Annotated in this window: 16 protein-coding genes and 3 pseudogenes; 7 read left to right on the top strand and 12 right to left on the bottom strand. The window is 69.3% G+C overall.

Annotation, left to right across the window (positions count from 1 at the left end):
* Nucleotides 1–172: 172 nt before the first annotated feature.
* The 6 genes and pseudogenes from ACZ49B_RS37165 to ACZ49B_RS37190 all read right to left on the bottom strand — a co-directional run.
* Complete coding sequence (locus tag ACZ49B_RS37165) at nt 173–1,111, bottom strand: NADP-dependent oxidoreductase (protein WP_468315184.1); 939 nt, start codon at nt 1,109–1,111, stop codon at nt 173–175.
* Nucleotides 1,112–1,456: 345 nt separating this feature from the next.
* On the bottom strand, nt 1,457–3,976 hold the full coding sequence (locus ACZ49B_RS37170; RefSeq protein ID WP_468315186.1) for a tetratricopeptide repeat protein: 2,520 nt from the start codon (nt 3,974–3,976) through the stop codon (nt 1,457–1,459).
* A 5-nt stretch (nt 3,977–3,981) separates the two neighbouring features.
* On the bottom strand, nt 3,982–4,461 hold the full coding sequence (locus tag ACZ49B_RS37175) for a hypothetical protein (protein WP_468315188.1): 480 nt from the start codon (nt 4,459–4,461) through the stop codon (nt 3,982–3,984).
* A 1,247-nt stretch (nt 4,462–5,708) separates the two neighbouring features.
* Nucleotides 5,709–6,104 carry an Imm50 family immunity protein gene (locus ACZ49B_RS37180; RefSeq protein ID WP_468315190.1) on the bottom strand — a complete coding sequence of 132 codons (396 nt, stop codon included), beginning with the start codon at nt 6,102–6,104 and terminating at the stop codon, nt 5,709–5,711.
* A gap of 1 nt (nt 6,105) precedes the next feature.
* A complete protein-coding gene (locus ACZ49B_RS37185; protein WP_468315192.1) occupies nt 6,106–6,588 on the bottom strand; it encodes an Imm50 family immunity protein in 483 nt (160 codons plus the stop codon).
* A 348-nt stretch (nt 6,589–6,936) separates the two neighbouring features.
* Nucleotides 6,937–7,680 (bottom strand): annotated as a pseudogene (locus tag ACZ49B_RS37190) (RHS repeat domain-containing protein); the annotation flags it as partial.
* Between the two features lie 28 nt (nt 7,681–7,708).
* Between ACZ49B_RS37190 and ACZ49B_RS37195 the strand changes: the two are divergent.
* Nucleotides 7,709–7,924 carry a hypothetical protein gene (locus ACZ49B_RS37195; RefSeq protein ID WP_468315194.1) on the top strand — a complete coding sequence of 72 codons (216 nt, stop codon included), beginning with the start codon at nt 7,709–7,711 and terminating at the stop codon, nt 7,922–7,924.
* Nucleotides 7,925–7,945: 21 nt separating this feature from the next.
* Here the strand turns inward: ACZ49B_RS37195 and ACZ49B_RS37200 are convergent, their stop codons facing one another.
* Nucleotides 7,946–8,350: an STAS domain-containing protein gene (locus tag ACZ49B_RS37200; RefSeq protein ID WP_468315196.1), complete on the bottom strand. Its 405-nt coding sequence runs from the start codon at nt 8,348–8,350 to the stop codon at nt 7,946–7,948.
* A gap of 788 nt (nt 8,351–9,138) precedes the next feature.
* Between ACZ49B_RS37200 and ACZ49B_RS37205 the strand changes: the two genes are divergently transcribed.
* Complete coding sequence (locus ACZ49B_RS37205; RefSeq protein WP_468315198.1) at nt 9,139–9,381, top strand: hypothetical protein; 243 nt, start codon at nt 9,139–9,141, stop codon at nt 9,379–9,381.
* 48 nt (nt 9,382–9,429) lie between these two features.
* Here the strand turns inward: ACZ49B_RS37205 and ACZ49B_RS37210 are convergent, their stop codons facing one another.
* From ACZ49B_RS37210 to ACZ49B_RS37220, 3 genes are all read right to left on the bottom strand, one after another.
* Nucleotides 9,430–10,047, bottom strand: coding sequence for a class I SAM-dependent methyltransferase (locus tag ACZ49B_RS37210; RefSeq protein ID WP_468315223.1), 618 nt, complete (start codon nt 10,045–10,047; stop codon nt 9,430–9,432).
* An 82-nt stretch (nt 10,048–10,129) separates the two neighbouring features.
* Nucleotides 10,130–10,492: an ISL3 family transposase gene (locus ACZ49B_RS37215; protein WP_468315225.1), complete on the bottom strand. Its 363-nt coding sequence runs from the start codon at nt 10,490–10,492 to the stop codon at nt 10,130–10,132.
* Entirely contained in the window at nt 10,444–10,764 is a 321-nt protein-coding gene (locus ACZ49B_RS37220; RefSeq protein WP_468315230.1) for a hypothetical protein, read from the bottom strand. Before ACZ49B_RS37220 ends, ACZ49B_RS37215 begins: the two co-directional genes overlap by 49 nt.
* Nucleotides 10,765–11,094: 330 nt before the next feature.
* On the opposite strand from ACZ49B_RS37220, the pseudogene ACZ49B_RS37225 reads away from it, so the two are divergent.
* A pseudogene (locus ACZ49B_RS37225) lies at nt 11,095–11,307 on the top strand (DUF6368 family protein); the annotation flags it as partial.
* Between the two features lie 564 nt (nt 11,308–11,871).
* Here the strand turns inward: ACZ49B_RS37225 and dhaK are convergent.
* A complete protein-coding gene (gene dhaK, locus ACZ49B_RS37230; protein WP_468315200.1) occupies nt 11,872–12,876 on the bottom strand; it encodes a dihydroxyacetone kinase subunit DhaK in 1,005 nt (334 codons plus the stop codon).
* Nucleotides 12,877–13,071: 195 nt separating this feature from the next.
* Here dhaK and ACZ49B_RS37235 point away from each other — a divergent pair, with 195 nt between their 5' ends.
* The 4 genes and pseudogenes from ACZ49B_RS37235 to ACZ49B_RS37250 all read left to right on the top strand — a co-directional run.
* Complete coding sequence (locus ACZ49B_RS37235) at nt 13,072–13,920, top strand: MIP/aquaporin family protein (RefSeq protein ID WP_468315202.1); 849 nt, start codon at nt 13,072–13,074, stop codon at nt 13,918–13,920.
* 24 nt (nt 13,921–13,944) lie between these two features.
* Entirely contained in the window at nt 13,945–15,462 is a 1,518-nt protein-coding gene (glpK, locus tag ACZ49B_RS37240; RefSeq protein WP_468315204.1) for a glycerol kinase GlpK, read from the top strand.
* A 47-nt stretch (nt 15,463–15,509) separates the two neighbouring features.
* Complete coding sequence (locus tag ACZ49B_RS37245) at nt 15,510–17,222, top strand: glycerol-3-phosphate dehydrogenase/oxidase (protein WP_468315206.1); 1,713 nt, start codon at nt 15,510–15,512, stop codon at nt 17,220–17,222.
* Between the two features lie 147 nt (nt 17,223–17,369).
* Nucleotides 17,370–17,687 (top strand): annotated as a pseudogene (locus ACZ49B_RS37250) (transposase); the annotation flags it as partial.
* Between the two features lie 294 nt (nt 17,688–17,981).
* Here the strand turns inward: ACZ49B_RS37250 and ACZ49B_RS37255 are convergent.
* Nucleotides 17,982–20,213, bottom strand: coding sequence for a sulfatase-like hydrolase/transferase (locus tag ACZ49B_RS37255; RefSeq protein ID WP_468315208.1), 2,232 nt, complete (start codon nt 20,211–20,213; stop codon nt 17,982–17,984).
* Nucleotides 20,214–20,305 lie beyond the last annotated feature (92 nt).

The following is a 20,305-nucleotide window of genomic DNA, read 5'->3' on the forward strand; positions in this document are numbered from 1 at the left end:
CGAGAGATCTACCGACTCATCGTCCCCGCCACCACTCCGGCTGACCAGACAAGACCCGCCGGAGTCGCTGCTTGACATCCATAGGGGCATCAAACACCCCGCCCGCTACCAAGCCGCGATCACCCTCGCCAGCACCCTCATCTGGCTCGACCAGTGATCGACAAGACGCTACCTAGGGCACGAGGACGATCTTGCCCTGCACCCGGCCGGTTTCGCTGAGCTCATGGGCCTTCGCGGCCTCGGTGAGCGGGAAGGTCTCGGAAATCGTGGGATGTACGCCGTGGGTGTCGACGAGTTCGGCGAAGGCGGTCAGCACGGCGGGGGTCGGCTCCAGGAAGAACTCCACGAACCGCACACCGAGTTCGGCGGCGCGGGCCGTCACCTCGGTGCGGTCCACGCCGACGCCGACGACGTCGACCAGGATGCCGCCCGGCTTGAGGGTGGACAGCGAGCGCGGGCCGTAATCGTTGCTGATGGTGTCCAGCACCGCGTCGATGCCGCGCAGGGCCGAGAAGTCATCCACCGTGTAGTCGATCAGTTCGTCGGCGCCGAGTCCGCGCAGGTAGTCGTGCTTGGCGGCGCGGGCCGTGCCGATGACGTACGCGCCCCGGGCCTTGGCGATCTGTACGGCGAGGTGGCCGACCCCGCCGGCCGCGCCGTGGATCAGCACTCGCTGGCCGGGCTGTACGTCGGAGAAGGTGACCAGGGCCTGGTAGGCGGTGAAGCCGGAGATCGGCAGGGCGGCGGCGCCGACGTGGTCGAGGGTGCGAGGCTTGGGCGCGATCCGGTCCTCGGTGACCACCACGTGGTCGGCGTGGCTGCCGTGTGGCGGGACGGTCCAGCCGTAGACATCCTCGCCCACCGCGAAGCGGGTGACGCCCTCGCCGGCGGCCTCCACCGTGCCGCTGAACTCGTGGCCGAGCACGAACGGCGGCGGGCCGAAGAAGTCCACCTTGCCGATGCGGACCTTCCAGTCCGCGGGGTTCATGCCGGTCGCTCGTACCCGGACCAGGACCTCGCCGGGGCCCGGCGAAGGGAGGGGTATCTCGGCGAGTTCCAGCACGTCGGAGGCGCCGATGGCCTGCTGTGTGATCACCCGTGTAGTCGTCATGCAGATCATTCTGAGTCCGATGATCATGATAGGAAAGCGGTTTCGCCCCCAGCCGAGTGGCAACTCAACAAGGCACCGGACATGAACCGCACGCTAGGGCAGCAGCGCGCCCCGGAACGCGACGACACCCAGTACGCCGGCGTACGGAACGTGTCCGCCATGGCTACGACCACTGAGCGGGTCTTCATCGGCCCCGCGGCCGATCCATGTGGACCTCACTACCGTATTGCGGGCATCCTGAGTGACGCTCGGTCAGGGAGCGGGAGGCGGGATCGGGGTACTTCGCCGGCCTGGAAAGCCGGCGAAGTCGGCCACGCGGACAGGGACTGTGGTGGGGGACGGCCGTCAGTTGGGCCGCCCTCTCGAGGCGCGGGCCAGTGCTGCTCGTACTTCGGCTTCGCGGCGCCGATCGCCAGTCTCTCGAAAGATGGCAGCAGCGGTGGAAAGAGCCTCAACGGCCTCGTCGAGCCTGCGTACCTGACACAGACTGAGCCCGACATTTTTCCAGGCGATGCCTTCGCCGTGGCGGTCGCCCAGCTCCCGGCAAAGCGACGCGTCCTGGGTACCAACGTCAGCAGCCTCATCGAATCTGCCTTCTTCGGCGAGGGCGTGGCCGAGGAGATCCAGCGTAGAGGCCGCACGGCGGCGGTCGCCGGTTTCCCGGAAGAGGCTGACAGCGGTGGTGAGCGGGGTGACCGCCTTGTCGAAGCTCCGCTTCTGAACCAGCAGTTGCCCGAAGTTGGCCAGCGCCATGGCCTCGCATCGAGGGTATCCGATCTCCTTGGAGAGGCGAGCGGCGCCAAGGACAGCGTCGGCGGCCTCATCGAATTTACGCATCCGGATGAATGCGGCCCCGAGGTTGTTCAGCGCTTGTGCCTCCGCATGGGGGTCACCGTATTCATGGAAGAGGGCAACGGCATCGGTGTGAGCCTTGACTCCCTCCCCGAACTTGCGCGCGCCGACCAGGGCCAGTCCGAGGGTGTCCAGCGTCACGCTCTCTGCGTGGCGGTCGCCCACCTCCCTCCAGTAAGCGACAACCTCGGTCAAGTTGCCGACGGCCTGCTCGAATCCGCCCAGCTCGATCTGGATGGGCCCCATGATGGCCAGGACTCTGGCTCCGCCCAGGCTGTCTCCCACCTCCTCGAAGAGAGCCGCAGCATCGGTGAGGACGTTGACGGCCTCCACGAATTTCTCCACGGATGCCAGAGCCTGCCCGAGATTGCTCAGCGTCATGGCTTCTGCGTGGCGGTCTCCGGCCTCACGGGAGAGATCGAGAGCCGCCGTGCAGATGTCGACAGCTTCTTTGAACCTGCCCGCACGGATGAGGGCACGCCCTAGACCATCGAGAACTGCTTTCTCGTTGTGACGGTCTCCGGCTTCACGGCAGATGGCAACGGCGGCAGTACTGAGGTTGATCCAGTCGTTGGCGTTGCGGCGCAGGTCGAAGAATGTGCCAAGAGCCAGTACGAGTCCTGTCGCGGCGGCGTGGCGTGCAGGGGCGGCCGTGGCGGCGGCGACGAGGTTGCTCTGTTCGGCATCCAGCCACTCCAGTGCCTGATCGCGGCCGGTGAAGTCGTCCGGGAGGGGCAAGCCCGGCGTTGTCTGCAGGTGGTCGTCGGCGGCCTGAGCGGTAGTGAGGTAGTGGTCGAGCAGGCGCGTCACCGCCGCATCCCGGCCGTCGTCCGTGGCGCAGGCGTGGCCGACCTCGCCCGAGAAGAGCCGGACCAGGTCGTGCATCCGCCAGCGGCCCCATACCTGCCCAAGCTCGACCAGGTGCGCGTCAGCCAGGTGTTGCAGCAGTTCTTCGGCCCTGTCCGTGTCGATGCCGGCAAGGTGGGCGGCGGCTTCGGTGGACAGGTCGCGGCCGGGATTGAAGGGCAGCAGCCGGAACAGCCGGGCGTGATCACTGTCGAGGAGTCGGTAGGACAGGTCGAAGGCGGCCCGTACGGCCCGGTCGGGGCGGCTCAGCTTGTCCAGGCGGGTGTGCTCGGCCTGAAGGGCGGTGGCCAGGGAGGCCGCGGGACGGGCAGGCGCGGCAGCCAGGAGGGCGGCGGCGATACGCAGGGCCAGCGGCAGGCCCGCACACAGACGGGCAATCGTCGTGGCCGCTTCCGGATCGTCGGTAATGCGGGCGTCACCGTCACGGGCGTGGCGTAGCGCTTGGTCGAGCACGGTGATGGAGGCTGACTCCTCAAGGACGTCGAGGTCGTGGAGGCGGGCGTCGAGTCCGTCGAGGGTGTGGCGGGAGGTGACAAGGGCAGCGGTCACACCGTCGGTGGGCAGCAGCGGGCGGGCCTGCTCGGTGGTGAAGGCGTTGTCGACGACCACCAGGATCCGCTGCTGGTGTTCGGCATAGGCGGCCAGCACGCTGCGGTACAGCCGCTGCCGGTCCTGCAGACCGTTGGGTATGTGATCGCCGGGAATGCCCAGTGCGTGCAACAGGCCTTCCAGGGCCCGCTCGGGAGACAGGCGGTGCTCGGGGTCGTAGCCGGACAGGTCGGTGAAGAGCACCCCGCCGGGGAACCAGCCCGGCTTCTTGCGGGCCCGGACGGCGGTCTGGACGGCCAGTTCGGTCTTGCCGATGCCGGCCAGACCGGACACGGCGGTCACCAGCACTGCCTGCCCGGCGCCCGTGCCGCTTTCACCTGGGGCCAGGTCCTTCAGCAGCCGGTCGACGTCCTGGTCGCGGCCGGTGAAGGCGGCGGAGGGGGCGGGCAGGGCGGACAGGGCCGGGGTGATCTGCGGCGGCAGCTGCACGGTGATGTCCCGGCCCTGGATGACCGCGTGGAAGAAGATTCCGCCGCTGATCGTGTTGTTGACCCGGCCATCCGCTGCGCCCTCGTCGTCTGCCTCTGTCTGCCCCATGCCGGTCAACCCCGCACCGGTGGGAGGGTGCTGTCGCCGTCGTCGGCATCGGCCGTCGGCTGCGCGGCCGGTACGGAGGGCGCAGGGGGTGATGTGGTGAAGGACAGGCCGGAGAAGTCCCGGCCCTGCAGCACCGGCCCGTGCTGGGTACCGCCGCTGATGGTGCTGTGCACCGTGCCGTGGCCGGCGCTCGCCAGCTTGGCCTGTTCCTGCCATGCTTCAAGACCGGTGCGGAAGTCCGTATCCAACGCGGCCCGCACCGCGAGTACGGCGCTCAGCGTCTGCGCTTGCTGCTGGTCGGCAGGATGCTGTTCCAGCCGCGCCAGCTCCGCCTCCCCGGAACTGACCGCCGGTGCCTCTTCACCGGCATCGCGGCGGAACGGGCGCCGCACCAGAGCCGTTAACCCCGCCCAGGTCTGCCGCCCGAGCTCCCCGCCAGCCCCGCCGGCCAGCGCCGCCAGCAGCCCTACTGATACCGGGTCCACTCCGCACCACCTTCACCTTCCGTAATGAGGTTATTACTAGCACCGGACGAGCGGGAGGTAAGCGGTGGTTCCCACCCGTGGCCGGGCGTCCACCTCGTGGCGTCCGGACGACCGCCCCTCTTCCTAAACGCCACGGCCGGGTCCGCAGGTCAGACCGGGGCATAGCGCACTGCGCCGCGTGGTCCGTGTATGGGTTGTCGCCCTGCTCGAGGGTCGCATCACCTGGGGGTCATCCCCGCGGGTGCGGGGAGCAGTGCACTGGAAGGGCCTTCGTGTGCCCTATGTCGGGGTCATCCCCACGGGTGCGGGGAGCAGACTTTCCAACCTGCGACTCTATGTGAGCGACAGGCCGTTCTCGAGCACTTTCACCGAATCGACAAACGACCACAACTCCCATCACACGCAAAGCGCCAAGGTCCTGGGTGCCCCGGGCCCTGCGTGAGTCGCCGATACGTGGGCGGGCCTGGCGTTAGCCACCTGGTGGGCCCTGACCCCCCTCCCCCTGCGAGCCGTCAGCAGCCCGTCGGGCTCCGCCGCGTACCTGCCTACCGCATCATGGCCGCCCTCAAGGCGTCCCAGGACCGCCGCGAAGAACACCGCCGAGGCCTCGCCCGCCAAGCTCACGCAGCCCACCACCAGGTCAGCGCCCGCCCGACCTCCGTCCAGCTCACGCTCGACCCTGTCGACGCCCAGCCCCCATCCCGGCCGCCGGCGCCCAGTGAAGGCGAAGCTCGCCCAGCCCAAGGTCCGACGCCGCCGGGCCGTGTCATCCTTCGTAGGCGGCGTCTGGATCGCGCAGGGGCCGAAACCCCGCCCGGCAGCTCGGGTAGCGGGAAAGCACCGGGCTCGCTTCGGCTCGAGCTGCCCGGCGAGGGGAGTTCTGAAGTGGGTTTCGACGAGGAGTGGGCCGGGCTGCGGACAGCCGCCGAGCGCGCCGCGAATACTTACCCGAAGCCGAAGCGGAGCCAGGTTCGGGCCGCCGAAGCGGCGGAAGGTGCACCGAACGCCGCAACGACGTCAGGTCATTCCCTGTTCACTGCGCACCACCCTGGCAAGGTGTCCCGCGTGGCCTGGCACTCCGTCTCCGACAGCGCGCGATCGAGGGTCAGCCACCCGCGACGGTGGGCGAACTCGGCATATGAGGAAGCGGTGTGCTTATCGCGGGCTGGCTCTTTCGGCAGCAGCCTCTCGAAGCCGCCCTGCATCTCAGCCTCCCAGCTGACGGAAGGCGACGACGACGTAGCCCTCTACACCGAGCCCTGCAGATAGACGCGAGTCTGCGTGATCCGGGACGCGGACGCCGAGAAGGCGATCGAGCGGGTGTCGCTGTTCACCGAGACCCGCAGGCCGCTCGGCGTGTTGCCGCCGACGATGCGGACCGCGCGTTCCGCTTCCGCACGGATGCCTGCCATTCGGAGGGCGGTCACACCGGTGAACTCGATCCAAAAGGTGAGGGTGTTGTACGGCTTTTCCAACCATTCGGGTTTCGGGTGTGGCGGCAGCTGCCGGGTCTCGAAGCCGAAGGTCACCGAGGTGGCGCGCTCGTCGATGTGGACGTAGAAGAAATGGCAGGTGTCCAGGTCCGGTACGGGCGCGGTGCCGTACAGGGTCTGCAGTTCCGACCAGTCGCTTGAGTCAGTCATTTCACGCACGCTCGTAGAAGGTATGCACATACGTCGGGGGGATCGTGGGGTAGAGCCTGTTCTCGAGAGGCCAGGTGAAGTGGTGCCGACCGCTGTCGCCGCCATCCGCATCCCGCACGAATACGTTGAACCTGCCGGCGAGGATCGAGGCGTTCGACGTGAACGCAACGGACACACCAGGTGCGGTCACGTCCACGACCAGCCGGTGCTCCGGCAGCGCGCGCAGAGAGATGTCCGCCGTGACCGGCGGTTGCCAGCCCTCCATCAGGAAGTCCTGCACCATGGAGAACTGGATGTGACACTGCAGGGTGTCCCCCGGACCACCGTTCCAACGGTCGGGGAACCTCGGCAGGTCGAGCCGCAAGGTGACGGTCGGGTCCCAACCGTCCAGATGCACCGACCGCAGCCGAACACCCGTCAGGTCGGGGACCTCGTCGTAGTACGAACCAAGGTCCGCATTCACTACGAATTCATTCCAAGTCATAGTAATGATGTTCCTCCGCGCCATCGATTACACCATTACGCTCGTCATGGCCAGGCCGGACATGCAGGTGTGGCGGCTGATATCCGCGCTCGCCCGGCTTCTGTGGCCGAACCAGTGGTCCTGGTAGATGACAATGTCACCGTTGGGCAGTTCGTACCATTCCTCCCTGTAGAAGATCGGCTGGTGATCCGGCCCCATCAGCTGCCCGCCACCCTGCCATTCAGGTTTGGTCGCCTTCAACCAGTCGTTCACGTAACCGGGCTCCAAGCCTTCCGGCACACCAGCGTCGCGCAGCGCCTTTGCTTTCTGCTCCTCCTTGGTCTTGCCCACCTTCGGTGGGCAGATGTCCGGAGCCAACCCCAGCGTGTCCGTCCCCATCAGCGGGTTCTGGACGTACGTCGAGGCGTTGGGCGCAGGGCCGATGCCGAGGGGGTCGACCGAGAGGTAGCGGTCGGGGTCGTAGTAGCGGAAGCAGTTGTAGTGGAGCCCTGACTCGGGGTCGAAGTACTGCACGCGCAGCACCCTGTGGGGAGCGACGACCTGGAACGCGGACGCGAACGCCTACACTCCGCTCCGCCAGGCGATCTCACCCGCTTCGTCGACGAGTTCCGTCGGCGTGCCGATCAGGTCGGTGACGATCCCGAAGAAGCGGCTGTCGATCTCCCGTCCGTCCGCATCGGCCAGCCTCTCGGTCTGGGCGAGCGGCTGGAGGCCGTCGTGGTCCCAGGTCAGGGTGACCGCGTGCGGCAGGTCCGGCGTGGTCGTCGTCTGCTCGCACAGGGTCATCCCGTCCCAGACGAAGGTGACCTCCTCCTCCACGGTGACGCCGTCCGCCGCCATGCGGCGCTTGGCGCTGCGCCGGCCGAGCGCGTCGTAGGCGTAGCGCCACAGCGTCCCGTCGGGGGTGGTCACGGCCTTGAGCCGGTCCTCCGCGTCCCACTCGTAGCGCCAGGTGTCGGGCTTGCGCGAGATCCGGGTCCGCTGGCGGAGCGTGATCCTGCCCATGGCGTCGTACTCGTAGCGGACGCGGCCCGCGCCGGTGAGCCGGGTGCCCTCGTACGTGCGCGGCCCGCGGATGCGGCCGGGTGCTGCCGGAGCAGGCAGGACGGAGGCTGTCCGCATGGCCGCCGAGCTGATCGTCTACCCGCCGGATGAACAGGGCTGGCGCCGGGTCCGCTATGACGGCGTCGCCATCGGGGTCGCGCACCGCCCGTCCGACATCCGCGTCTTCCTCGCCGCGGCCGGGCTGGAGAACGCCGAGGACATCGACCTGACCGACACCGACTTCGTGGAGTGGCGAGGCGCCGGCCCCGAGGAGTGGGAGCCGTCCGTGTGACACCGGACCGCACCATCCTGGCTAGACGCCAGACAGCCATCCGGCCCCGAAATCCGACAGGTCCCGTGCGCGCTGCGCCCGCTCCTCGATCAGCCGACGGAAGCCCGCCACGGCGTACCGCTCGCCGGTGGCCGCGTGGCGCCCGCGGATGCCCGCGACATCGGCCAAGAGCTGCTGGGGCTGGGGCTGCCAGCCCACGACCAGGACGCGCAGGCCCAGGCTCTCCGCCCTCCGGTGCAGGGCCAGGAGGTGGAGCAGGCCGTCGACGTCCATGGCCGTCGCGCCGTGCAGGTCGACCATGAGGTCCCGCTCGCCAACGGTGACGCCGTCCAGCGTCCGCTGCAGCTCCGGGCCCGCGCTCCCATCGAGCGTCCCGGTAACGCCGACCAGGACCGTGCCGTGACGTTGGACATTCGTGGTGATCAATGCGCTCTCCTCCCACCCGGGGCGCCGTCGCCCGCGGGTCACCCCATCCTGGCGCGGCGTTCCCCCGGACGGCCGCGCGGCTCGCTGAGTCCTCGGCCCCAACCCCACTCCCGGCTGCGGGCCTCGGCCGGGAGCTCGGCGAGCCGACCGGGTGGCTGCTGTCCACAAGCGAGGGCGCCGAAGGTCCATGTTCATGAGCACCGACAACACTCGAACTGTGCCTGCGGTTCGAGGCCCTGGGCACACCGCGCCCGATCAGCCGACGGCCGACATCAGGTGCCTTCCGCCACCCGATCGAAGGAACGATTTCGTGTGGGTGACAGGTGGCTACCTCCTGTGGGTGACGCGTTGTCAGTGCCCGTTCGTAGCGTCCGGTCGTGATGATTCCACCGCCTGCGGGCGGTGCCTCCTCAAGGCGGTGACCTTCGGATGAGCCTCACCTCCGGACTGCGCAGTCCCCGTACTCCGCTGCGCCGGTTCCTGGACCGCGAACTGTCAGCCGGCCCACGGCCGCTGCGCGAGTCCTTCCGCGACCAGCACCAAACCGCCCACCTTCTGTTGCCCGGGCCTGGCGTCGGTACCGAGGCCGGCAACGTCGGCACTGCGATCGACCAGCGCCTGCGCCCCGCCTTCACGACGGCCGCACCCGTGGACCTGGCCACGGCAGACGGGATCGACCTCTCCGGCGGCATCGGCCGGGGAGCGGGGCTGCGGATGCGCGCGGTCGGAGGCGAGCTCGCCGCGCGCCTGGCGAGACCGTACACCGCCTCGACCTCGACAACCGTGCGTTGGCGATGGACCGCGCCCACCACGAGGAGGAGGACCTGGCCCGCATGCTGCTCGCCGGCGCCTGGTACCAGGTGATGGCCCGCAACCCGTACGCATTCACCTACACCCAGCTGTATCTCACCGCGCTGGAGGACCCCGGCGGCTTCACCCTCGACCGGCTCTTGCAGCTCCCCCACCAGGACATGGCTGCCTTGTACACGAGAAGCGGTTCTGGCTCAGGTTCTGTGGTTACGTTGCTGTGAGTGACGTAGTCACAGAGCTGCGGAGTTCCTGAAGTGTCCAGGTTCGACTCACGTCGCGCCTTCGGCAGGCTTGTCCCAAACGAGCGAGTAGCGCCACAGCAGGTGGCGGCGGAAGCGGCACCCGGGCAGGAGGCGTGTCGCCTCTTGGCGAACCTCGCCCCAGTCCATGGTGGGCAATTGGATGGGCATATCGTCCGGGTCGGTCTTGCCTCCATGGCGGAGGGCGTTCAGTCGGGCTACCGGGATGCCAACGCCACTGGTGATCCAGTCCAGCGGAGTCTTGTTGCGGGCAAGGCCGATGATTGCCAGGCGTCCGCCCGGCGCGAGCAGGCGGACCATGGCCTTTATCGCCTTTGAGAACTCGACGTGATGGACTACCGCTACGGCGCTGGCGAAGTCGTATTGGCCTTCCATAAGCAGACCATGTGAGTCGTCGAGGAAGTCCGCCTCCGCGAAGGTCACATTGCGAAGATGCAAGCTGCGTTCCCGGGCAAGCCGGATCATCTCGCTGGAGCTGTCCACTCCGGTCACGGTGCCGACATGGTGAGCCAGTTTGCGCGCCAGCAGTCCCTCGCCGCATCCGATGTCCAGGGCCGTGCTGCACGCTTCGGGCACCGCCCCGAGGACAAGCGGGTGATAGTGCACGTTGTGGTTCCAGTAGTCCATCACATCACCGTAGCCAGCCGCCGAAAGCTTCTGGCGGTCATCCACTTGCAGCCACGAAAGCAATGGCAGCGTCAACAGAACGTCACGACAGCAGGACTCGTTTCCGGAGGAGTTGGAATCCTGCACGGCCGAACATCTGCCGTTTGAGCATCTTGATTCGGTTGACGTGTCCTTCGACGACGCCCGAGTTCCAGGGCAGGGTCAGGCCGGCGATGACGGCTTCGCGGTCGCGGTCGATGCCGGCAGCGAGCGTGTGGAGGCTGGGGAGGTCGTCCTGTCTGACGGCGGCAAGCCAGTCCGGCAGGCGCTCGCCCTGGCGCTCGGTGAGCATGGTCGCGAAAGACCGGACGTGGCTGGTGAGTGCGTCAATCTCGGGGCAGTTGGCCCGGATGCTCTTCAGATGGAGGTGTTCGGTCTCGGAGAGGGTTTCCGGGCGGCGGAGGATCCATCCGGCGACGGCCCGGGGGGAGGGCGGGCGGGCCGTGGCGAGGTGAGTTTCTGGCGGAGGTAGGCGCGAACGCGCTGGTAGCTGCCCTGGTAGCCGAGCGGCACGATCTCTTCCCACAGTTTCCAGGCGTTGGTGCGGCCCTCGTTCCAGCGGTCGTCGAGGTAGGGCTTGTACTCGTCGAGGACCGAGGTTCGGGTCTGCCACTGACCGGTGAAGAGGTCTTCCGGCTTGGCGGCGTCCGCGTACCGTTTGACGGTTCGGCTGGTCATGCCGAGCTGCCGCTGGATCGCGCGGCGGCTGTGCCCCGCCTCTACCAGGACATGGATCGTGGCGTGGACGGTCCGTGTTCGGTCGGCGAATCGGTGGCCGGTCGGTCATGGCGAGCCGGACGACTCCTCCGCGGCTCACTTTCCGTGGATCGGGCACGCTGAGTACCTAGTTGGGGTTGGGAGCCCGGCTGACTAGGCTCGAGGCACGAGTGGACCGGTGTTGGTGATTGAGTTGGCGGACCCTGTCCCACCTGTATCGATCCAGCGGCTCCGGGACTCCTTGTCCGCTCCTCTTCTCACTTTGAAGAGAAACGGGTCGGCGAGTATGACTTGAACATTCATGCGGAGATCCTCGGCATAAAGGACACGGGGGGCGTGGACGGACGTCGGCCTGTCACGGTCTCTCTCATGGGACCAGGCATCGGCGACGAGGCCATCTTCACTGCCGAGCACGCCGACGAAGTCGACCAGAAGCCCCTCATCGGCTTCACCCCGACCCACGCCGTCGACGTCATAGCGTTCTGCAACAGGCCAGTCGATCACGTTGTCACAGCCCTGCTGACTGCTGCCGTCATGGACGTGATCGGCGGCGTCGCCAACGTCGAACTTCCGCGGGGTCCCGCTGGGCTCTTGGGACGGTGGGTGGCTGGAGGCGTTGCGATCCGCCCGCTTCTGCAGCAGCCGCTCCACTCCGCCCCGTTCGCGGCCAGGCCCCAGCGGAGCTTGGCTCCGCACCGTCCCGGCACGACGCATCCGACGCTGGCGGCAGCCATTGCGCCGGATCCTGGTCACCCCTCCCCGGGTTCGAGGCCGCGGAGACCGCGGTCAACGTGTCCGGGGGCCTCCAGGCATTCGCGTACGCCTCGCGCCGCGGCGCTTCCCATGGCGTCTGCTCGAGTCGTAGACCTCGGCCAGCGGCACCCGAGGGCGCGTCGCGGAAGCACCGCGGCGCAGCACTGGCCGGAGTGCCGCGTTGGGCTCATCGAGTACGTGATCGCTGCTCGACATCCTCCGCAAGCCACGCGGAAGAAGTCCGATTCCGTCTGGGATCATGCCAGGCGAGCCCTTCAGCCTCCTACCGGACGGCCTCGTAACCGACAGGCCGGGTCAGCGGCCCCAGCGCAGGGCGGCGGTCTGCACGGGCGCGTCCCACAGGCGCAGCAGCTCCTCGTCGGCCCGGCACAGCGTCACGGAGCAGCCGGCCATGTCAAGCGAGGTGACGTAGTTCCCCACGAGCGTGCGCGCTACCGGCACCCCCCGGGCCTCCAGCACCCGCGCCACCTCGGCGTGGAACCCGTACAGCTCCAGCAGCGGCGTCGCCCCCATCCCGTTGACCAGGGCCAGTACCGGCCCGTCCGCCGGAGCCACCTGCGCCAGATCCTCCAGTACGGCGCCCACCGCGAAGTCGGCGATCTCCCTGGACGGCATGACCGGCCGCCGCTCGCGGCCCGGCTCGCCGTGGATCCCGATACCGAGTTCCATTTCCCCGTCCGGCAGCTCGAAGGTCGGGCTGCCCTTGGCGGGGGTGGTGCAGGCACTCAGTGCCACGCCGAAACTCCGTGAGGACTCGTTGACCCGTCGGGCCACCGCCGCGACCCGCTCCAGCGGGGCCCCCTCCTCGGCAGCCGCTCCGGCGATCTTCTCCACGAAGAGCGTGGCCCCGGTGCCGCGCCGCCCGGCCGTGTACAGGCTGTCGATCACGGCAACGTCGTCGTTCACCAGCACCCGCTCGACCGGGATGCCGTCCTCCTGGACGAGCTCGGCGGCCATGTCGAAGTTGAGCACGTCGCCGGTGTAGTTCTTCACGACGAACAGCACTCCCTGCCCCGCGGCCACCGCCGTGGCCGCCCGCGCCATCTGATCGGGCACCGGCGAGGTGAACACCTCACCGGGGCACGCCGCCGACAGCATCCCGTACCCCACGAAACCGGCGTGCAGGGGTTCGTGACCGGAGCCGCCGCCGGACACCAGGCCCACGTGCCCGCTCTCCCGGGCGCCCCGCCTTACGACCACCCGGCGCTCCACGTCCACGTCGAGGTCGGGATGGGCGGCGGCCATCCCCCGCAAGGCATCTGCGACCACCGTTTCCGCACTGTTGATCAGCATGTTCATCGGGTACCTCCCAGGTGGCCGACGGCCGTGACGGGTGGCGAGCGGCCGCGGCCGCGGTCGCGCGCCACACCTCAAGTGTGTGACCTTGAGAACATAAGTCCTCCACAAAAGGGGCAGATCTCTGATATCGAAGGGCTTTACGAAGAGCGGGGGGAGTCGACGTCCGGTCCCTCGGGCCGGCGGGAAGAGGCCCTCATGGCTGAACGACACAAAGGATCAGGACTGGTCGGCGAACTCTCAGCCGAATTCGCGGGCACCATGATCCTCATCCTCTTCGGTTGCGGCGTGGTGGCCCAGGTGGTCGCCGGCGGAGCCCTCACGAATCCCGCAGGCGGCCTCGGAAACCACGACAGCATCGCCTGGGCGTGGGGACTCGGCGTCACTCTGGGTGTCTACGTCGCCGCACGGCTCAGCGGCGCCCACCTCAACCCCGCGGTCACCGTCGCCCTGGCGATGTTCAAGGGCTTCCCCTGGAGCAGGGTGGCGCCCTATGCGGTGGCCCAGACGGCCGGTGCGTTCGTGGCGGCCCTGATCGTCCGGTGGAACTACACCGAAGCGCTGGCGAAGGCCGACCCCGGCCACACGATCAAGACTCAGGGCGTCTTCTCCACGCTGCCGGCCAACGGAAACACGAACCTGCCGGTCACCGAATGGGGAGCACTGCGTGACCAGGTGATCGGCACGGCGATCCTGCTCCTGCTGATCCTGGCGGTCACGGACCTGCTCAACACACCCCCCGGCGCCAACCTGGCCCCGTTCATCGTCGGCCTGATCGTGGTCGCGATCGGCATGGCCTGGGGCACCAACGCCGGCTACGCGATCAATCCGGCACGCGACTTCGGCCCCCGGCTGGCCAGCTTCCTCACCGGCTACGGCGGAGCCTGGCGTGACCAGTACGGACATTTCTACTTCTGGGTCCCGATCGTCGGACCGCTGGTGGGCGGTGTCCTGGGAGCCGGTCTGTACAAATTCTTCATCGGCCGGTTCCTTCCGACCGCCGAGCCGGAGCCCCCTGGCAGGGTCCCGACGCCGGACGAGAGCTGAGCGACCCGAGAGAGGCGGAAACCCATGGCTGAATTCGTCGGCGCAGTGGACCAGGGGACCACCAGTACCCGTTTCATGATCTTCGACCATGCCGGGAACGAGGTGGCAAGGCACCAGCTGGAGCATTCCCAGATCCTGCCCCGGTCGGGGTGGGTCGAGCACGATCCGATCGAGATCTGGGAACGCACCAACTCGGTGATCCAGAACGCCCTGCGGCACGGGAACCTGGCCGCCGAGGACCTGGCGGCCATCGGCATCACCAACCAGCGGGAGACGACCGTCGTCTGGGACCCCCGTACCGGCCGCCCCTACTACAACGCCATCGTCTGGCAGGACACCCGTACCGACTCCATCGCGGCGGCACTGCAGCGCTCGGGCCAGGGAGACGTCATCCGGCGCAAGGCCGGCCTGCCGCCGGCCACCTACTTCTCCGGCGGCAAGATCCAGTGGATCCTGGAGAACGTCGACGGCGTCCGCGAGGCCGCCGAGCAGGGCCACGCCCTGTTCGGCAACACCGACTGCTGGGTGCTGTGGAACCTCACCGGCGGACCCGACGGCGGCATCCACGCCACCGACGTCACAAACGCCAGCCGCACCATGCTGATGGACCTGGAGACCCTGGCCTGGGACGACGAGCTCCTGGGCTTCTTCAACATCCCCCGAGCGATGCTGCCGAGCATCAACCCGTCCTCGCACCCCGAGGCCTACGGACAGACCCGCACCTCCCGGCCGCTGCGCGCCGCCATCCCCGTCACCGGCGTCCTGGGCGACCAGCAGGCGGCCACCGTCGGGCAGGTCTGCTACGCGCCCGGCGAAGCCAAGAACACCTACGGGACCGGCAACTTCCTCGTCCTCAACACCGGGACCGAGCTGGTCCGCTCCCAGCACGGTCTGCTCACGACGGTTGCCTACCAGTTCGGCGACGAACCCGCCGTGTACGCGCTCGAAGGCTCCATCGCCGTCACCGGCTCCGCGATCCAATGGCTGCGCGACCAGTTGAAGATCATCAGCGACGCCGCGGAGAGCGAACGCCTGGCCCGCACCGTCGAGGACAGCGGCGGCATCTACTTCGTACCCGCCTTTTCCGGCCTGTTCGCACCGTACTGGCGCTCCGACGCCCGCGGCGCCATCGTCGGCCTCGCCCGCTACCACGACAGCGGCCACCTGGCCCGAGCCGCTCTGGAAGCCATCTGCTACCAGAGCCGCGACGTGGTGGAGGCCATGGAACAGGACTCGGGCGTCCACCTCGACGTACTGAAGGTCGACGGCGGTGTGACCGCCAACGACCTGTGCATGCAGATCCAGGCCGATGTCCTCGGCGTACCGGTCAGCCGACCGGTCGTCGCCGAGACGACCGCACTGGGCGCCGCCTACGCCGCCGGCCTGGCCACGGGCTTCTGGCGGGACACGGACGAACTGCGCACCCACTGGCAGGAGTCCAAGCGCTGGAATCCCCAGTGGTCCGAGGAACAGCGCGCCGAGGGATACGAAGGCTGGAAGAAGGCGGTGGAGCGCACGCTCGACTGGGCCAAGGTCGAATAGGTCCCGTACGAGTCGAACACTTCCGGGGTCCGTACGAGGAGGCGACCATGGCTGTCGCAGCGGCCCTCTCACCCGAAGCGCGCGACCGGGCCCTCGCGGGCATGGCGGAGGGCGAACTCGACGTTCTCGTCGTCGGAGGCGGAGTCGTCGGCGCAGGATCCGCGCTGGACGCCGTCACCCGTGGCCTGCGGGTCGGCCTCGTAGAAGGCCGCGACTGGGCCTCGGGCACGTCCAGCCGCTCCAGCAAGCTCATCCATGGCGGCCTGCGCTACCTGGAGATGCTGGACTTCCACCTCGTCGCCGAAGCCCTCAAGGAACGCGGCCTCCTGCTCCAGACCCTCGCCCCGCACCTGGTGCGCCCGGTCCCGTTCCTCTACCCCCTGCGGCACCGCGTGTGGGAGCGCGCGTACGTCGGCGCGGGCGTGCTGATGTACGACACCATGGCCGCGGCCTCCGGCACCCTCGGCGGCCTCCCCCACCACCGCCACCTCCTCAAGCGGGCAGCCCTGCGCGAGGCACCCGCGCTGCGCCCCGACGCCCTCGTCGGCGCCGTCCAGTACTGGGATGCCCAGATCGACGACGCCCGGCACACCATGTTCCTCGCCCGTACGGCCGTCGCCTACGGAGCCCTCGCCGCCAACCGCACCCACGTCAGCCGCTTCCTGCGGCAGGGCGAGCGCGTGGTGGGAGCCGTCGTCACCGACCTGGAGACCGGCGACGAGAGGGCAGTACGGGCCAAGCAGGTCATCAACGCGACCGGGGTATGGACCGACGACACCCAAGCCATGGCCGGCACGCGGGGCCAGTTCCACGTCCGCGCGTCCAAAGGCGTACACCTGCTCGTCCCCCGCGACCGGATCAACTCCCGTACCGGGCTGATCCTCCGCACCGAGAAGAGCGTGCTCTTCGTGATCCCATGGGGACGGCACTGGATCATCGGCACCACCGACACCGACTGGACCCTCGACAAGGCCCACCCCGCCCTCAGTTCCAAGGACGTCGCCTACCTCCTGGAGCACGTCAACACGGTCCTGGCCACACCCCTGGCCCCTGAGGACGTCGAGGGCGTCTACGCCGGTCTGCGCCCGCTTCTGTCCGGCGAGGCGGCGGAGACCAGCAAGCTCTCCCGGGAGCACCTGGTCGCCCATCCCGTACCCGGACTGGTCGTCGTCGCCGGCGGCAAGTACACGACGTACCGGGTCATGGCCAAGGACGCGGTCGACGAGGCCGCCCGAGGCCTGGACGAGAACGTGCCCGAATGCGCCACCGGACGCGTCCCACTGCTCGGCGCCGACGGCTACCCGGCCCTGTGGAACTCCCGCCACCGCCTCGCCGACGCATCCGGCCTCCACGTCGCCCGCATCGAGCACCTGCTGAACCGCTACGGATCCCTGGTCCACGAACTGCTCGACCTGGTCGCGGCCGACCCCACGCTCCGCGAGCCGCTGCCCAGCTCCGACGACTACCTGCGGGTCGAGGCCGTCTACGCGGTCACCCACGAGGGAGCCCGTCACTTGGAGGACGTACTCGCCCGACGCACCCGGATCTCCATCGAGTCCTGGGACCGCGGAGTGGACGCGGCACCGACCGTCGCCGACCTGATGGCACCTCACCTGGGCTGGGACCGGGCGCACCGGGAGCGCGAGGTCGACAACTACACGAAGCGGGTGGCGGCCGAACGCGAGGCCCAACAGCAGCCGGACGACCGGACCGCCGACGCGGTCCGCCTCGGCGCCCCCGACATCATCCCGGTGCACTGACCTCTGCCGCCGCCCGACCGTCCACCGTCAGTCCTCCTCCTCGAGCCCCTTCCGGGCCGGCGCGAAGGCGGCGTTCGCAGCGGGGAAAAGGGGGATCTCCAGAGGGAGCCGCCCGGCGGCGTCCTTGTCGAGCCGGCCGACCACGGACTCGGACGGTCCCGGGGCGGTCTGACCACCAAGATCCACCTCGCCGTCGAGCAGGGGCAGAAGCCCTTGTCGGTCGTGATCACGGCCGGCCGGCGGGGTGACTCCCCGCAGTTCGAGCCGGTCCTGGAGGCGATCGGGGTGCCCAGGATCGGACCGGGCAGGCCGCGCAAGCGGCCGGGCCGGGTGCGGGCCGACAAGGCGTACGACTGCCGTGGGAACCGCTCCTACCTGCACAGACGCGGGATCAAGGCCACGATTCCGGTCCCGGCGGACCGGGTCCGCAACCGCCTCAAGCGCGGCTCGCGCGGCGGGCGGCCACCCAGGTTCGAATCCGCGCCCCGGACTGGCTCCCGGCAGGTGAGGCTCCACGTTCCCCAGGGAGGGCCCCATGTGTCTGTTCCAGTACGACGACGATCCCGAGCCTGAAGAGCGGATCCCGGCCGGACCCCCTGTACGTGCCGGTACGGCCGGGGGGAGCGGAGGTCGTGGTGCGTCTGTTCCAGGGCCTCCGGCTGTGCGCCTACCCACCGCGGGCTCCTTCACCCTCCGAGCCCGGTCACCCCGGATCCCGAACTGCCCGTGCCCATTGGTGACCACGTGCATCCGCACGCGTCACGGCACGGTCACCCTGGCGAGGGCCCAGGAGGTGTGGTCGAACGCCGTGTTGGCGTTGGCGTCCTCCACGACGAGGTGCAGCAGCTTCACTCCGCGTACGTCCAGGTCCACCTGCACCGGACCGCCCGCGCCGGTCAGCTTGCCGCTCGTGAACAGCACCTTGCCGTCCCCCCTCACCGAGGCCCTCGTCGCACCGGCGGCGGACTGGCTGGTCGAGAAGTCGTCGATGCCGACGAGCGCGGTGAAGCGGTCCGCCCGTCCGCCGAGGTGGTAGACGATCTCGGAGGGCGCGTGGACGCCCAGGCCCTTCGCGTACGTCACCCCGCCGAACGAGATCGGCGTGCCGTCCCCGGCCGCCTTGCGCCCGTTGGACCGGTCGCGTTCGACCGGACCCCAGCCGTTGGCGGCCGACACCCACTCGAGATCGCTCAGGTAGGCGTCGGCGACCGGCGCCGGCGGCACCGTGGAGACCCGTTCCGTGGTGGAGTAGCGCAGCGGGCCGGTCGGTGACTCGGCGGTGCCGTCGACGGTCAGCGGCCACTGCGTGCCGGCGGTGACCGTCGTGGGCGGGGTGACCCGCCAGGTCGTGGTCAGCGTGGCGCCGGCGGAGAGGAGGTCCTGGCCGGTTGTGGTGGTCGCCCGGACCTGCCAGCCCGCCTGGGCGCGCAGCGCCAGGAGTGCGCGGGTCCAGGGTTTGCCCGAGCCGTTGCCCAGGGTCGCGGTGACGGTGAAGGCCTCTCCGGGCACGGCGGGGCCCTGTACCTGTGCGCGGACCCCGAAGGGCTTGCGGACGTACGTGTCCGCCCATGAGGAGCGCATGAGGGCGACCAGGCCGGTCACCACGGACGGGTTCGCGTCGGCGACGTTGCGCTGCTCGCCGAGGTCGGAGGCGAGGTCGTAGAGCTCGACCTGCCACTGTGCGTCGGGCAGTACGTGTTCCCTGACGGGCGCGAACCGCACGGCCTTCCAGTGGTCCTTGCGGACGGCCTCGGCAAGCCAGGTGGCGCGACCGCCGTCCTGGGCGTTGGCGCGGCTGGTGACGCCGAGCTCGTCGCGGTACCAGTACAGGTGGTTGTGGCGTGCGGCGTCCGGGCTGCCGGCGAGCAGCGGGGCGGCCGAGAGTCCGTCGATGTCCGTGGGGGCGGGCGCGCCGCCGAGTTCCGCCAGGGTGGGCAGCACGTCGGTGAGGGGGGTGGGCCGGTCGCTGGTGCCCGCGCCGATCCGGCCCGGGGACCAGGCGATCAGCGGGACGCGGACGCCGCCCTCGTAGAGGTTGCGCTTGTAGCCGCGCAGCGGGCCGTTCGCGTCGAACAGATCCGGGTTGACCCCGCCCTCCTCGTGCGGGCCGTTGTCGCTGGTGACGAGGACCACGGTGTTCTCGGCGATGCCGAGCGCGCGCAGCCGGTCGGTGACCTTGCCGACGAGCGTGTCGAAGTAGGTGATCTGGGCGGCGTGGCCTTTGTTCTGCTGGGTCCAGGTGCGGGAGGCGTACGCGCCGACGTCGGGGATGTCGCTCGGTGCGTGCGGCACGGTCGGCGTGAGGAAGAGCAGGAAGGGCTCGGCGGCGTGATCGCCGATGAAGTCCAGCGCGCGCTGTTCGATGAGCTCGGGGGCGTAGGCGCCCTTCGCGCCGCCCGCGTTGGCGGCGATCGTCTCCTTGACGCCGTTGTGCCACAGGTACTGCGGGTAGTACTCGTGCGCGTGCCCGTGGTCGATGTATCCGTAGAACTCCTCGAAACCACGGGAGTTGGGGTGGCTGGGCTGGTCTCCCTCCTCCGGGCCGAAGCCCCATTTCCCGATCACCGCGGTGCGGTAGCCGCGGGCGCGCAGCACTTCGGCGAAGGTGGTGTCACCGGCGTTCAGCGCGCCGGGAGCGGCGCCCGGGTTGGCCCGGACGGCGGAGTGGCCGGTGTGCAGGCCGGTCATCAGCGAACAGCGGGACGGGGCGCAGACCGCGGCCGTCGAGTAGGCGTCGGTGAACCTCAGGCCCTCGGCGGCGAGCCGGTCGATCCGCGGCGTGGTGATCAGCTTCTGGCCGTACGCGCCGAGGTCCCCGTAGCCGAGGTCGTCGGCGAGGATCACGACGAGGTTCGGAGTCGCCGTACCGGCGGCCGCGGCGGCCGCGGCCTCCTGGGCCTCCTGGGCCGCCCGGGCGTCCGGGGCGGCGGCGCTCGAGGCGAGCCCGAGGGCGGCCGCGGATCCGGCGAGGAAGTGGCGGCGGGTCGTCATCGGGGGCTCCTTGGATCACGCTGGCGGAATTCGATCATGCGGAGGACACCTGCCCGATGACCATGCACACGGCGTTAAATGCGTGTGACGGC

Source organism: Streptomyces sp. NPDC031132 (genome assembly GCF_055570595.1).